The sequence below is a fragment of the Candidatus Accumulibacter sp. ACC012 genome (assembly GCF_907163155.1).
GTDB lineage: Bacteria > Pseudomonadota > Gammaproteobacteria > Burkholderiales > Rhodocyclaceae > Accumulibacter > Accumulibacter delftensis.
Window position 1 is genome coordinate 528,363 of sequence record NZ_CAJQUC010000003.1, and the last position, 13,631, is coordinate 541,993.

Genomic DNA, 13,631 nt, shown 5'->3' on the forward strand with positions numbered 1-13,631 from the left:
ATCAAGCTTTGGACGCCAGGAACTTGCGCGCCCCCCAAGCGACGAGCAGCAACCCCAGTGCGGCACCGCCCAACATCCAGGGCACGAAGGGACCGAAACCGCCAGCGTCCGGATCGTACACAAAGCCCAGCAGGTCAGTACCAGGCTTGAGCTTGCCCTGCGCGGTGTAAACATCGACGACATGCTGCCAGCGTGCAATACTCATTGCTCCCGAGGCGACGCCCGCTGGTCGCGCCAGATCCCGAATCTGCCGCGCTTCGAAGAGCAGCTGCTCGCGGCTCTTGTTCTGCGTGTTGTATCTGGCGAAGACCATATCGACCAGTTCCTCGGGGTGATCGAACGCATACTCCAGGCCCTTGAGGGTTGCCGCGCGAAACGCACGCACCGTCTCCGGATGCGCTCGCAGAAAACTCTCCGAGGTGAACAGCAGCATGCCGTAGAAGTCGATTGCCGCGCTACGCGGCAGGAGCAAAAGGTAATCACCGCCGGCAAGCAACTCCCCTACAGCCGCGTCGCCGATGAAGACACCGACCGCTTCTGCCTGCCCTGCCGAAAGCGCCCGGCGCGCGTCACCGATAGCCGGCAGGTGCTCGAACTTTCCCGACGGCAGCGCGCTCGCCGCGAGAAAAGCCAGGATCTCGTTCTCGGTGGCGCGACTGGTACCGACACGCTTACCAGCAAGATCGCCCGCCGCTGCGATTCCTGCCTGCCGGCTGGCCAGCAGGCCGACCGGTGAATGCTGGAGCAAGGCGGCCACGGCAATTACCGGCTGTCCGTTGACACGTTCGACGAGCAGTGTCGAATCAAGCGTCCCGAAGTCGGCCCGCCCCTCGGCGACCTCCTGGGCCACATCGACGCCAGGCGACCATTCTCTGAGCGAGACATCGAGCCCGGCTTCGTGGTAATAAGCTTTCTCCAGGGCGGCAATAAAGGCCGCGAACTCGAACTGATACTTCCAGCCGAGTTGCACGGAAACTGCTTGCCGCGGCTCGTGCCTGCCAGCCGCCGGCTGCGCCAGCGCTGGCGGCACCCCGGCCAGCAAGACAACGGCAACGGCAACGGCAAACATCAGCCTGGCGGCGACGTGCACCAGGCGGCGCAGCGTGTGATCGGCGCCAGCGAAGAGGCAAGGAAAGGTAGTCATCGCCAGCGATGGTAATATGCGCGACGCTGGGCGCCAAGCACGAAGTCGACATTGCAGACATCCAGGAAGCCGGGCAAGGCCGCAAGCGACGAGCGAGAGCTCGCCGAACGATGAACGATAGGGCCATGCTCTGCCCGCCGCGGCGATCATGGGGTCGACAGACAGGCGTCAAGGCCATCAAACTGGAAGTTGGGAGCAAGTGAAGAACAGCAGTTTCATCCTGGCAGGAGATTTTCGCAGATGAAAATAGCCGCAACTCGCGCCGCGCTGCTGGCCGTTGCCGTCTTGGCGCTCGCCCTGACCGGATGCGGCGAAAAGTCGGCGGACAATGCGCAAGCGGTTACGCCGGAGGTGGTAGAAACGACTCCGGCGGAAACCCCGCCACTGGTCAAGGCGGCCATTGCCGGTAACCTGACGGAAATCAGGGCGCTACTCGACGCCGGTGCAGAAATCGACGCGACTGACGCACTCGGCAGAACACCGCTGCATATGGCCGCCTTCTATGGCCATCCGCGAACAACGGCGCTGCTGATTTCGCGCGGCGCAAACATCGAAGCCAAGGACCGTATCGGCATGACACCCCTGCACGCGGCAGTGATTTCAGGGGGCAGGCGCGAGGTGGAAACGCTGATCGAGCGCAACGCCGACGTGACTGCAAAAACCGACGCCGGACAGACGCCGCTTCACCTCTCGGCAGCAACCGGCCAGCCAAAACTCTCGCAGTACCTGATCGCACAGGGTGCCGATCCGAAGAGCACCGACCGGGACGAGAAAACGCCGCTCTTCTACGCGTCGCGAAACGGCCACCCCATCACCACCGGCGTTCTCAAGAAATACGTCAGCAGTAAAAACTAAGGCGAGCGCAGACGCGCCCCTGCGTCCGGCCCCGGGCAATCAGGTCTTCTTCAACGCCTCATCGCGCAGTTCGCGGCGCAGGATCTTCCCGACATTGGTCTTCGGCAACTCGCTGCGGAACTCGATCTCGCCGGGCACCTTATAGCCTGTCAGATGTTCCCGACAATGGGCGATCAGTAACTCGGGAGTAAGCGCTGGATCCTTCTTGACAACGAAGATCTTGACAGCCTCACCCGACTTCTCATGCGGCACGCCGACTGCCGCCACTTCCAGCACGCCAGGATGGAGAGCAACAACGTCCTCGACCTCGTTGGGGTAAACATTGAATCCCGAGACGAGGATCATGTCCTTCTTGCGGTCGACGATGCGCACGAAACCCTTTTCGTCCATCACCGCAATGTCGCCGGTGAGAAGAAAACCATCGGCCATGATGACCTTGGCGGTTTCCTCGGGGCGATTGTAGTAACCGTTCATCACCTGCGGGCCACGCACGCAAAGCTCGCCGCGCTCGCCGAGCGGGACGTCGGCGCCCGCATCGTTACGAATCACCACTTCGGTGGATGATATGGGCAGACCAATCGAGCCATTGTAGGCGGGGATATCGAGCGGATTGATGGTCGCCGCTGGCGACGTTTCAGTCAGGCCATAAGCCTCGATCAAGGGCTTGCCGGTCACCACTTTCCACTTCTCGGCGACGGCTTTCTGAACCGCCATGCCACCGCCAAGCGTCACCCTGAGCTTGCTGAAATCGAGCGCGCGGAAAGCATCGCTGTTGAGCATCGCATTGAACAAGGTGTTGACGCCGGTGAGCACCGTGAAGGGGTACTTGGCCAGTTCGGCGACAAAGGCCGGAATATCGCGCGGATTGGTGATCAACAGGTTGCTGGCACCAACCTTGAAAAAGGTAAAGCAATTCGCGGTCAAGGCGAAGATGTGGTAGAGCGGCAAGGCCGTCACGACCAGATGCTGCTCCTTGCCAAGTGCCGGCTTTATCCAGGCGTGCGCCTGCGCCAGATTCGCCAGGATGTTGCGATGGGTCAGCATCGCCCCTTTCGAAACGCCGGTCGTGCCACCGGTGTATTGGAGAAAAGCGAGATCACCCTGAGCGACGCTCACCGATTGCAGTTCGGCGGCAGCACCCGCGGCCAGCGCGGCCCGAAAATTGGCCGCCTGCGGCAGATTCCAGGCCGGAACCATTTTCTTGACGTACTTGACGACGAAATTGACGATCGCAGCTTTCGGGAAGCCGAGCATATCGCCAAGCCGAGCCACCACGACATGCTTGACCGGCGTCCGCGCCACCACCTGTTCCAGAGTCACGGCAAAGTTCTCGAGAATGACAATGGCTTCCGCACCCGAATCCTTGAGTTGATGCTCGAGTTCGCGCGGGGTGTACAGCGGGTTCACGTTCACCACCACATAGCCCGCACGCAAGGCCCCGAAAATACAAATGGGATACTGCAGGACATTCGGCATCATCAGCGCCACGCGCGCCCCCAGTGGTAGCTTGAGGACCGATTGCAGATAGGCGGCGAAATCACGCGACAACTTGTCGAGTTCCCCGTACTTGAGCTCGACACCCATGTTGATATAGGCAACCCGATCACGATACTGCGCAACGCTTTTTTCGAAAAGCTCACCCAGCGACTGAAATTCATTCAGTTCTATTTCGGCCGGCACGCCCTGCTGATAGCTCTTGAGCCAGATCTTTTCCATCTGCTCTCCTCCTCTGTCACGCTGTTGATAGGTGTACCTCTGGCGTCGCCTGGCTCGCCACCTCCCGGCTGCTCACCAGCGCAACCACTAGCGCACATCTGTTGGCTACGGTTTTAACCCGGATGTTGCACAAACGCTGCCCTGTGCCTCCCCCGGGGCTTGACTACGCATTTTTCGATTTCCAGGCGATAGTTCCCCCGACCCCGCAAGCGGGGAGAAGCGTGAGAAGTGGTTGATGGTCAGGGTGGGTGGCTGCCTCTCGTGGGCCAGACGTGGCGTGTTCATGGCGAAGCCGGCATGGGGCGCATCCGCTTGGCGGGGTAAAGCCTCTTGCAGAGCTGTGCCAGCAGCCCCTTGAGCGGGCAACTGCTGGGTAGCTGCAGCAGCACCCGGTCCTTGTACTGTTTGACGCGGACGGCGATCTTGAACAGCGCGAGGATGACGGTCTTGGGCTGTGCCGTCGCCAACGGCGTGCCTTGCAGCCCCAGGTGGCGCAGTTGCTGATGCAGAACGTAGGCCGCGGCGCTCAGCAGCAGGCGAGCGAAGTTGGCGAGGAAGGACGAAGCGGATGTCCGATCCGATTTCAGATCGCTTTTCACTTGCTTGATCAAATTCTCAGCCTGGCCGCGGCCACAGTAGTCCTGTTGGTAAAGCGTCCGCGGCGAGGGGCCACGCAAGGAGGTGACCACGTAGCGCTGATTGTCCTTGGCAGGCGTGATCGCGCTACCGGTCAGGACTTCGGCCTTGAGCACCACCCGGAAGGCGCGCGGCCAGGAGCGCGCCTGGTAGTCGAATTCACCGAAATGGCGCACCGCCGCGGCGGCCGGGCGCAGGCCCCGGGCGGCCAGCGCCCGATTCAAGGCGGCGTGTGCGCGCACGTTCTTCATCAAGCCCTCGGCCTGGCGCGTGAGGACCGGGTTGCCGGCCAGGCCGAAGATGAAATCTGCATTGCCATCGGCCTGAATCAACGCCATCAACTCGGGATTGGAGAAATGGCCGTCGCCACGTAGCAGGATATGGGTCTGCGGCCAGTGGCGCCGCAACACGGTGAGCACCCGCTTCATGATCATGGCGTTCTCGGCGCCGGTCGGGCGTTTGCCGGGGCGCAGGACGGCGCTCACCAGAGCGCCGGAGTGGGCCTCGAACACCAACAAGGGCAGGTAACAGTGGTGGCCGTAGTGGTGATTGTAGAAAGACAGGGCCTGCTGGCCATAGGTGGCATCGTCGGTGTGATCCAGATCCAGCGTGATCGTGCGCGGCGCTTCGGCGTAGCCAGCGATGAATTGCTCGACCAGAGCCTGCGCCAGTCGGTAGATGTCGCTTCGTCGCACGGCGCCCTCCAGACGCGAGAAGGTGGCACCGCTGGCCAGCGCCTGCTCGGCATCGAGCGGTGCCCGCCCGGCTGCCAGCTTGAACAGCGGGTCATGACGCAGGGCGTTGGCGTCGTTGCCGTCCTCATAGCCGCAGGCAATCTGAAAGACGCGCTGCGTCAGCAAATCGCGCAGCGGGTGGGTGATGTAACGAGGATCGCGGGAATCGGCAATCGCCCCGGTCAGGCGATCGATCAGGCCGATGCGACGATCGACGGCGCTCAGCACCAAGGCGCCCAGGTCCGAGGACACCTCACCGGCGCTGAAATCGGCGCGAACCGTGAAGCCCGCAGCGGGCGGGAGGTGGAGTTGTTCCGGGGTAAAATCCAAGGCTGGGCGAGTAGTGGTAGGCATTTTTTACGAACTGGTTTCTATAGAACTCCAATTGTATCAAATGTTTACGTGCTTACTCGCCCTCTTTATGCAACATCCAGGCTAGGAGGAGAGTGGTGAGAAGATCGCCGAGAAGATCGCTGAGAGGATCGCTGAGAAGCGCGGTGAGAAGAGCGCTGCCAGCAAGCCATCGTCAGGCGCGGCGATGCTGCTTTTCTGGCGCCGACCGCGACGGCTTCGCGCTGCATCGAGGACAGCGAGGCGACGCGGCCGATCATGAGTGAGCAGGACCATCAGGCGACGGGGGGCACTCCGTCCCCCCTCAAGCAAGGACGCTCGCCCGCGGCGTCGACTTGGGCGGCGAGCATGGCGCGAAACCGCGGTGGACCACAATGCGCATCAGAGAGGTCAACTACCGGCGTTTCGCCCAGTTCCGGGACGCCCGTCATCCACACCCCGCCGTCGGCTTCCCAGCGCAGGCCCAGCGTGCCGGGAAGGGCCGCATCAACGATCAACAGGCGCAGCGGATGGCGGAAGTCCGAACGCCGGGAATTGAGGTCTTCGATGGCCTTGCGCAGCGACTCCGGCGCTAGTTCGTCGGCGACGATGAGCGTCGCACGACGCGGCCGAAATCGTTCAAGACGCCTGCGTGCAGCGGGATCTTCGACGAGGTAGCCACTGTCCCACGGATCGGTCGGCTGGCGCCGCCGCCACCACAGGCAGTCCTGAGCTTTGACGCGCAGGCGCAAGCGCAGCGCAGCCCAGCGGCCAGCGCACGCGGCGAGCTGCAGCGAACCATCCAGCTCGCGAGACAAGGCCTCCGCCAGATGCGATTTGCCGACGCCGGTACTACCCGTCAAGACGGCGATCGCCAACGGCTGCGGCACTTGGGGTAGCGCCCACGGGCGCCAGAACGGGCTGGCGCCGCTGCCGGTGCCGGCGAAACACCAGGCGTGCAGCTCTTTCCAGGCCTTGCTCTGGGTCTCGCCCGGCGGCCCGGCACCGCGCAGGCCAGAGTCGCCGCTGGGCCAGGCCTCGACGCGCAGCGTTTCGTCATCGTAGCGGGCGATCAATGTTGGGCCGATGTGCCGCGCCGGTACAAGCGCCAGGGGATAGGCAAAGAGAAAAAGCGCGCACAGGTCGCGCAGGTAGCCACTGCCAGGCAAGCACTCCTGTGGGCTACCCAGCCAGGGCAGCAGTCGCCCCAGGATCGGCAAAGCGGCGAGCCATTCGATGCACCTGGCGAGGCTTTGATCAACCCAGCTGCGATGTCCGGTAGCATCGCCGATCGCCAGGCCGAGGAGTGTGATCAGTCCTTCGACAAGCAGCGCGATGGCGCCGCTGAGGACGCCGGCCGCGACCAGGATGGCCAGCCAATCCTGCCCTCTCTGCAAGCGGCGCTTGGCCGCAGTCGCCTCGCTCATGGTGTCCTTCCGTGCTGATGGGTGTTGCGCAGCGGACTCGCGGCCGCCGCTATCCGTTGGCTGTCACGAGGCACGGAGCCGGCCACTTCGACGCCTGACGTGCTCGTGCCAAATGATCACTAAGGCATCAATCGTAGCAAAGCCGGGCGCTGGCGGCAGCTTCGCGTGGCGAATCTGCCTGTGATCGAGGGCCGTTGGCTGAGCAACAGGCGGGAAAAAAAGACCGATCAGCGGCTTCTGCGAGTCGCGAAACAAAACGCTCAAACAGCGTACCTGAACAGACCCAGGCCACCTCTTGCGATCGGCAGCTCGACGCTCGCTAAGCGGTCACTGCACGTGCAGGCGTCATCAGTTGGGTTGGGGTCGCTAGGTAAGCCGCTGCCTGGTTCAAGCACGCCAAGGGTGTCGGCGATGCGCAGGCAGGCGCCGGCAGGTTCAGCGAGCGCGGTGCGCATGCACCTCGAAGCGGAAGAGCTGCGGGTTCTCGCTATCGACGATGACCTTGACCCAGCCGAGCAGCGGGTAGCCAAAAGTCTCCAGGCGAGTGAAGTTGGCGATTGGCTGCTTGTCGGCATCCTTTGAATGCTCGCTTGCACCACTCGTTTCGCGCAGTGGCTTGTCGATCCGCTGCCAGTGCGTATCGCCGTGAATGAGCAGCACCTGGCCGGGAAAGGCGAGGGTTTCGCGACGCAGGGTTTCGAGCAACTGGCGGTAGCCGCTATGTGGCAGGCCGGCGACCGCGTGCTTGAAGCCGGGGTTGGCCTGCATGACGATTACCAGGCCGGCGGCCTTTTCGCGCCTGGCGGTGGCAAAGCCCTGTTCCAGCCATTCGATGACCGCCGGGTTGCGAGCGCGATACTCCGGGCCGGGCGTTTTCCGATGGCCGAAATTGTTGTTCGACCCCGGCACGTTGAGCGATACGAAGAGCACCGGCCCGAGGCGCCAGCGCAGCTGCTCGGGATAGGCGCCAGGCTGTTGTTCGACCGCCAGCGCCTGCCGGCCGAGCGAGCGCGGCGTGGCGAAGAACAGCTCGCGCAGTTTCTGCAAACGCTCCAGGGGATCGAAGCCACCGGCAGTCAGCCGGCGGCAGTCGGTCCATTCGTTGTCGCCGGGGACGTAGATCAGCGGCACTTGCGAAGCGTCGAAGAGCGTCCGCCGGTCGCGGAACAGGGCGTCGCTGCAGGGCTTCGAACTCGACTTGAAGTCGCCGGCGTGAACAATGAACTGCGGGTGTTCGGCGGCGATGTCGTCGAGCATTAAGGGCAGCTGGTTTTCTTCGTAGCTGTTGTAGGGAACGTCGCCGATGACCGCGAAACGCCAGGTCTCGGCATGCAAGCCGCTTGCCAGCAGCAGGCCGAGAGTGCCCAGCAGAGTCCCGATCGTGGCCGTAAGCGTTTTCATTGGAGCAGCGCTTTCAGTTCGTAGAGCGCGTCGAGCGCTTCGCGCGGAGTCAGTTGATCGGGATCGACGCTGCGTAGCCGTTCGAGCGCCGGCTCGATGGCCGGCTCGCTGGCGTCGGCGGCGTTGGCCAGTGCGCTCGCGAAGAGGTCAGGTTGCAGGGGGTTGATCGACGCGCGTTGTTCGAACTCGCGCAACTGCCGCCGCGCCGCTCTCAGCACCGGCGACGGAATGCCGGCCAGCGCCGCGACCTGGATGCCGTAGCTCTGGCTGGCCGGGCCTTCCTCGACCGCGTGCAGGAAGACGATGCGTTCGCCATGTTCGACGGCGCCGAGATGCACGTTCGCCAGGTCGCCGTATTCGTTGGCGAGCAGCGTCAGCTCGAAGTAGTGCGTGGCGAACAGCGTCAGGCAGCGGTTTTTCTCGAGCAGGTGGCGGCAGATCGCGAAAGCCAGCGCCATGCCGTCGAAGGTCGAAGTACCACGCCCGACTTCGTCCATCAGCACCAGGCTGCGCTCGGTCGCGTGATGCAGGATCGCTGCCGACTCGGTCATTTCGACCATGAACGTCGAGCGGCCGGCGGCGAGGTCGTCGGCCGCACCGATGCGCGTGAAGATTTGGTCGAGCGGCCCGAGAACGGCACTGCTGGCGGGCACGTAGCTGCCGACGTGGGCGAGCAGGGCGATCAGCGCCGTCTGCCGCATATAGGTCGACTTGCCGCCCATGTTCGGGCCAGTGATCAGCAACAGCCGGCGCCCGTCGCCAAGACGCGTGTCGTTGGCGATGAAGCTGGCGCCACCGGGGAGTTGGTCTTCGACGACCGGGTGGCGGCCGCCCTCGATCGACAAGCCCGGCTCCGACGAAAACAGCGGCCGGCAGTAATTGTGCCGCTGCGCGCTGTCGGCGAAAGCGGCCAGCAGATCAAGGTAAGCGACCGCCTGCGCGATTTGCTGCAGGCGCGGCAGCTCGCTTTGCAGTTCGGCGAGAACTTCGTCGTAGAGCAGCTTTTCGCGCGCCAGCGAACGGTCCTTGGCCGACAGCGCCTTGTCCTCGAAAGCCTTCAGCTCGGGGGTCAGATAGCGTTCGGCGTTCTTCAGCGTCTGTCGGCGCCGGTAGTCGTCGGGCACCCTGGTGGCCTGCGCGTTGCTCACTTCGATGAAGAAGCCATGCACGCGGTTGTACTCGACCTTGAGGTTGGCGATACCCGTGCGCTCGCGTTCGCGAGCTTCGAGGGCGAGCAGGAAAGCGCCGCAGTTGTCGTTGAGCGCGCGCAGCTCGTCAAGCTCGGCGTCGAAGCCGCTGGCGATGACGCCGCCGTCGCGGAGCAGGCTCGCCGGTTCGGGCAGGATCGCCCGCTGCAGCAGTTCGAGTGCCGCCAGCGGCGTTGCCAGCTGCGCATGCAGCTCGGCGAGCAGTGGCGCCGCGCTGTCGCGCAGCGGCGCGCGCAGCGTTTCAAGTTGCTGCACGCTGTCGCGCAGACTCGACAGGTCGCGCGGCCGCGCGCTGCACAGCGCGATGCGCCCGGCGATACGTTCGATGTCGGCAAAGGCGCGCAAACCCTGGCGCAGCGCACGTAGCGTGGACTCCCCGTCGTCGAGCAGCATGGCGATTGCGGCGTGTCGGGCGGTCGGGATCGCCGGATCGCGCAAGGGGTGGTGCAGCGCATGCCGCAGCAGCCGCGAGCCCATGGCGCTGCTGCAGTTGTCGAGCAGGCTGCACAGCGTCGGCGCCGGCTGGCCGCGCAGGGTTTCGGTCAGTTCGAGGTTGCGCCGGGTGGCGGTGTCCAGGCCCAGATAAGTCGCGTCCCGTTCGACGATCAGGGCTTGCAGGTGCGGCAGGGCGCGCGCCTGCGTCGCCTGCGCGTAGCGCAGCAGCGCGCCGGCAGCGGCAATCGCCGGCCGCAGGCCGTCGGTGCCGAAGCCAGCCAGCGACGTGGTGCCGAAATGGGTGCGCAGCTCGCGGCCCGCCGCCTCGACGTCGAAGTGCCAGTCGGGCCGACGGGTGAGCGCCACGGCGGCCGTGAACTCTGTGCTCAGGCTCTCGGGGACGACGATCTCGGCCGGGCGGATGCGCTCCAGGGTAGCCGCCAGTTTCGGCGGCGCGACTTCGCAGACGCGGAACTCGCCACTCGCCAGATTGATCCACGCCAGCCCGGCGAGCTGCCGCGTCATCGACACCGCGAGCAGCAGCGTGTCGCGCTTCTCATCGAGTAGCGCCGCGTCGGTCAGCGTTCCCGGGGTGACGATGCGCGCCACCGCACGTTCGACCGGGCCCTTGCTCGTCGCCGGGTCGCCGATCTGCTCGCAGATCACCACCGATTCGCCGAGCCGGACCAGCTTCGCCAGATACTGCTCGACCGCGTGATAAGGCACTCCTGCCATGCGGATCGGCTGCCCGGCCGACTGCCCGCGCGTCGTCAGCGTGATGTCCAGCAAGCGCGCCGCCTTTTCCGCGTCGGCGAAGAACAACTCGTAGAAGTCGCCCATGCGGTAGAACATCAGCAAGCCGGGATGCTGCGCCTTGAGGCGCAGGTACTGCTGCATCATGGGTGTGTGCGCTGCTTCTGCACCGTCTGTTGCTTGTTGATTCTTCGGCATATTCTCGCGCAAGCCGTTGATGAGATTGGTGAATGTTCAGGTGTCTCGAATGTCGCAAGGCTCGGGGAAGTCCATCTGCGCCCATCTGCACTTGGCTTTTCAGTATTGGTTTTTTTTGGTGTATTTTTCAAAACCTATACCGCAGAACCGGCGGGTCCCGAAAACCTGTACTGAAAGAACGCCATGGGGTTCGATGCGAGGGCAATCAAGTTACCGCAGCCAGAGCAGCATATTACCAGTGCGGAGGCCCCTGGCCTTCGCGTAGGAGCCCACTCAGACCGAACGACGTGGACTTGCCGATACCGGAGCCCCCTCGATCGTAAGCGTCCAGCCCGCCCATCTGTAGATTGTGGCCAATGTCCTTCACTCTCGATATTTTCGACGAGAGGAATACATGGACAAGAACGCGGAGCGGGAAGCGTACTGGCGAGGGCATGTTGGGGCTTGGCAGACAAGCGGGGAAACGCAGAGAGCCTACTGTGAGCAGCACGGGCTGAAGAAGCATTCGCTCAGTTACTGGCACCTGCGCCTGGCACGACCGGAAAGCGGGCCCGGCGTTGGTCGTCCGCTGACCCTGATTCCCGCAGCGAGGGTTCCGGAAGAGGCGGGCTCGCAGCCAATTCTGTCGCTCAAAGTCGCCAACGGCTGGCGGCTCGAATTTGCCGCGCTGCCGCCGGCCGTGTGGCTGGCCGAGCTCTGTGGAGGGCGCTCGTGATGGCGCCCCTCAGCCCCTCGTCGGAACGTATCTGGCTCGCTATTGAAGCAGTGGACATGCGCCTGGGCATTGATGGTCTTTCCGCCCGCATCCAGGCCAGCCTCGGGCGCTCCCCCTGTGACGGCACCGCCTACGCCTTCACCAACCGGAAGCGAAGCCGCCTCAAACGGTTGGTCTGGGATGGCACTGGCGTCTGGCTATCGCAACGGCGGCTGCACCGCGGAAGCTTCACTTGGCCCAAGGCCGGCGACCGCATATTTGCCCTGACAGCGGCCCAATGGCAGTGGCTGATCGCTGCTGTGGACTGGCAACGTTGCGATGCGCCCGCGCCGGCGCACTGGCAAGTCTAAGCGCCGGTTTCTTCCAGAAAAGCCTCGCAAAAGCGGCTACTTGCGCGCCTTGTGGATAATCTGCTTGGTATAATACGTCATGGACTTCACCACCGAACTCGCCGCTTTTGACCCCTCGCCAGAACTGCTGGCGTGGATGGAGAAACGGGTCGGTGGCCTGGTCGAAGAAGCGCGTACCCGGGCCACGGAGATTCACTGGCGCGACGTCAAAATCGACAAGCTCACCCTCGAACTGGCGTATTTGCGCCGCATGAAATTCGGCGTCAAGAGTGAAGCGCTCATCACCGGTAACAGAGACCTCTTCGATGAAACGCTGGCGGCGGACCTGGCCGCCTGCGAAGCACGCTTGGCCGAAGAGCGCGAGGCGGCCGAGATGGGGCCGCATCAGCCGCCCCCCGAAAAACCCAAGCGCGAACGCGCTGGCCGTCAGCCCTTGCCTGTGCACCTGCCGCGTGTCGAGCACAGGCACGAGCCCGAGGTGTGCACCTGTGGTCAATGTGGCCAAGCGCTGGTATTGATCGGCGAGGGCGTGACCGAGAAACTCAATATCGTTCCCGCCGAGTTCTTCGTCGATCGCCACATCTACCCCAAATACGCCTGCCGCCCCTGCGCGACCGTGACGGCGGCACCGGCAGCACCTTCCGTCATCGACGGCGGCCTAGCCGCGCCGGCCTTGCTGGCTTGGGTCATGGTCGGCAAGTACATCGATCACCTGCCGCTCTATCGTCTGGAACAGCAGGCGGCTCGCTCCGGGGTGTCGCTGGCCCGTTCGACGCTGGCCGACTGGGTGGGTCGTATCGGCGTCGCGCTCGAACCGCTCGGCGATCGCCTCGCCGAATTGCTGCGTCAAGGCACGATGCTGCATGCGGATGAAACCCCGGTTCAGCAATTGGATCCAGGCAAAGGGAAGACCAAGCGCGCGTTTCTCTGGGCTTATCGCAGCAATGTCTTGGGCAATGACCCACCGATCATCGTCTTCGATTACCAGCCTAGCCGGGCCGGGGTGCATGCAGTGAATTTCCTGGGTGCCTGGACAGGGGCCTTGATGGTCGATGACGGTGGCTACAAGGTCTTGTTTCGGGGTCAGGTGATCGAACTCGCCTGTTTGGCGCATGCCCGTCGCAAGCTATTCGAGCTTCACCAGGCAAACGGCAGCCCCATCGCCGCGGAGGCGGTGTGTCGTAGCGGTGAGTTGTATGCGATCGAGGCCCAGGCCAAGGGGAAGACGGTGGAGGAACGGGCGCTTCTGCGCAAGACGTACAGTCAGCCCCGGCTGGCTGCCCTGCAGCTGTGGCTCTTGCACACCCGAAAGTCGGTGGCCGATGGGGGTGGCTTGGCCAAGGCCATGGACTACAGCTTGAACCGCTGGGCCGCCTTCGCCCGCTACGCGGAAAATGGCTTCTACCCGATCGACAACAACCCCGTCGAGAATGCCATCCGACCAATTTGCGTCGGGAAAAAGAACTGCTTGTTTGCCGGTTCCGAAGCCGCCGGAAAACGTGCGGCGGTGATTCAGTCTTTGCTGCAGACCGCCTGCCTGAATGGCATCGAGCCCATGGCCTGGCTGACCGACACGCTGGAAAAGCTCCCCTCGTGGCCGAACCGCCGCATCGACGAGCTGCTGCCGATCACACTGCCTGCCTGAGCTGCACGCGGAGAGGTGGGTGCGCTGCGCGCTTACGATTAACAGAAGACGATAGCCAATGAAGCGGATGAAACATGCGTGCTA

10 protein-coding genes are annotated in these 13,631 nt (G+C 63.8%); 4 read left to right on the plus strand and 6 right to left on the minus strand.

Annotated features, from left to right (window positions below):
* Position 1: 1 nt before the first annotated feature.
* Positions 2–1,144 carry an ABC transporter substrate-binding protein gene (locus QZ648_RS05665; RefSeq protein WP_169068148.1) on the minus strand — a complete coding sequence of 381 codons (1,143 nt, stop codon included), beginning with the start codon at positions 1,142–1,144 and terminating at the stop codon, positions 2–4.
* Positions 1,145–1,384: 240 nt separating this feature from the next.
* Here QZ648_RS05665 and QZ648_RS05670 point away from each other — a divergent pair, with 240 nt between their 5' ends.
* The gene (locus QZ648_RS05670; protein WP_169068149.1) at positions 1,385–1,999 is read left to right on the plus strand and encodes an ankyrin repeat domain-containing protein; all 615 of its coding nucleotides are present in this window, start codon (positions 1,385–1,387) and stop codon (positions 1,997–1,999) included.
* 39 nt (positions 2,000–2,038) lie between these two features.
* On the opposite strand, the gene fadD is transcribed toward QZ648_RS05670, so the two are convergent.
* The 5 genes from fadD to mutS all read right to left on the minus strand — a co-directional run bounded on the left by fadD (position 2,039) and on the right by mutS (position 10,786).
* A complete protein-coding gene (fadD, locus tag QZ648_RS05675) occupies positions 2,039–3,715 on the minus strand; it encodes a long-chain-fatty-acid--CoA ligase FadD (protein WP_291996368.1) in 1,677 nt (558 codons plus the stop codon).
* Between the two features lie 281 nt (positions 3,716–3,996).
* Positions 3,997–5,439, minus strand: coding sequence for an IS1380 family transposase (locus QZ648_RS05680; RefSeq protein WP_169068687.1), 1,443 nt, complete (start codon positions 5,437–5,439; stop codon positions 3,997–3,999).
* Positions 5,440–5,711: 272 nt separating this feature from the next.
* On the minus strand, positions 5,712–6,842 hold the full coding sequence (locus QZ648_RS05685; RefSeq protein ID WP_291996369.1) for a hypothetical protein: 1,131 nt from the start codon (positions 6,840–6,842) through the stop codon (positions 5,712–5,714).
* A 435-nt stretch (positions 6,843–7,277) separates the two neighbouring features.
* On the minus strand, positions 7,278–8,243 hold the full coding sequence (locus tag QZ648_RS05690) for a metallophosphoesterase family protein (RefSeq protein ID WP_291996370.1): 966 nt from the start codon (positions 8,241–8,243) through the stop codon (positions 7,278–7,280).
* Positions 8,240–10,786, minus strand: coding sequence for a DNA mismatch repair protein MutS (gene mutS / locus QZ648_RS05695; RefSeq protein WP_291996371.1), 2,547 nt, complete (start codon positions 10,784–10,786; stop codon positions 8,240–8,242). Before mutS ends, QZ648_RS05690 begins: the two co-directional genes overlap by 4 nt.
* Before the next feature lie 445 nt (positions 10,787–11,231).
* On the opposite strand from mutS, the gene QZ648_RS05700 reads away from it, so the two are divergent.
* The 3 genes from QZ648_RS05700 to QZ648_RS05710 all read left to right on the plus strand — a co-directional run bounded on the left by QZ648_RS05700 (position 11,232) and on the right by QZ648_RS05710 (position 13,547).
* Positions 11,232–11,552, plus strand: coding sequence for an IS66 family insertion sequence element accessory protein TnpB (locus QZ648_RS05700; protein ID WP_291996372.1), 321 nt, complete (start codon positions 11,232–11,234; stop codon positions 11,550–11,552).
* The gene (gene tnpB / locus QZ648_RS05705) at positions 11,552–11,902 is read left to right on the plus strand and encodes an IS66 family insertion sequence element accessory protein TnpB (protein WP_291996548.1); all 351 of its coding nucleotides are present in this window, start codon (positions 11,552–11,554) and stop codon (positions 11,900–11,902) included. The genes QZ648_RS05700 and tnpB overlap by 1 nt, the downstream gene beginning before the upstream one ends.
* 79 nt (positions 11,903–11,981) lie before the next feature.
* A complete protein-coding gene (locus QZ648_RS05710) occupies positions 11,982–13,547 on the plus strand; it encodes an IS66 family transposase (RefSeq protein ID WP_291996373.1) in 1,566 nt (521 codons plus the stop codon).
* The last annotated feature ends 84 nt before the right edge of the window (positions 13,548–13,631 follow it).

Coding starts and splice junctions, on each gene's coding strand:
- QZ648_RS05665 (WP_169068148.1), bottom strand. CDS start 1,144: ATGACTACCTTTCCTTGCCTCTTCGCTGGCGCCGATCACACGCTGCGC.
- QZ648_RS05670 (WP_169068149.1), top strand. CDS start 1,385: ATGAAAATAGCCGCAACTCGCGCCGCGCTGCTGGCCGTTGCCGTCTTG.
- fadD (WP_291996368.1), bottom strand. CDS start 3,715: ATGGAAAAGATCTGGCTCAAGAGCTATCAGCAGGGCGTGCCGGCCGAA.
- QZ648_RS05680 (WP_169068687.1), bottom strand. CDS start 5,439: ATGCCTACCACTACTCGCCCAGCCTTGGATTTTACCCCGGAACAACTC.
- QZ648_RS05685 (WP_291996369.1), bottom strand. CDS start 6,842: ATGAGCGAGGCGACTGCGGCCAAGCGCCGCTTGCAGAGAGGGCAGGAT.
- QZ648_RS05690 (WP_291996370.1), bottom strand. CDS start 8,243: ATGAAAACGCTTACGGCCACGATCGGGACTCTGCTGGGCACTCTCGGC.
- mutS (WP_291996371.1), bottom strand. CDS start 10,786: ATGATGCAGCAGTACCTGCGCCTCAAGGCGCAGCATCCCGGCTTGCTG.
- QZ648_RS05700 (WP_291996372.1), top strand. CDS start 11,232: ATGGACAAGAACGCGGAGCGGGAAGCGTACTGGCGAGGGCATGTTGGG.
- tnpB (WP_291996548.1), top strand. CDS start 11,552: ATGGCGCCCCTCAGCCCCTCGTCGGAACGTATCTGGCTCGCTATTGAA.
- QZ648_RS05710 (WP_291996373.1), top strand. CDS start 11,982: ATGGACTTCACCACCGAACTCGCCGCTTTTGACCCCTCGCCAGAACTG.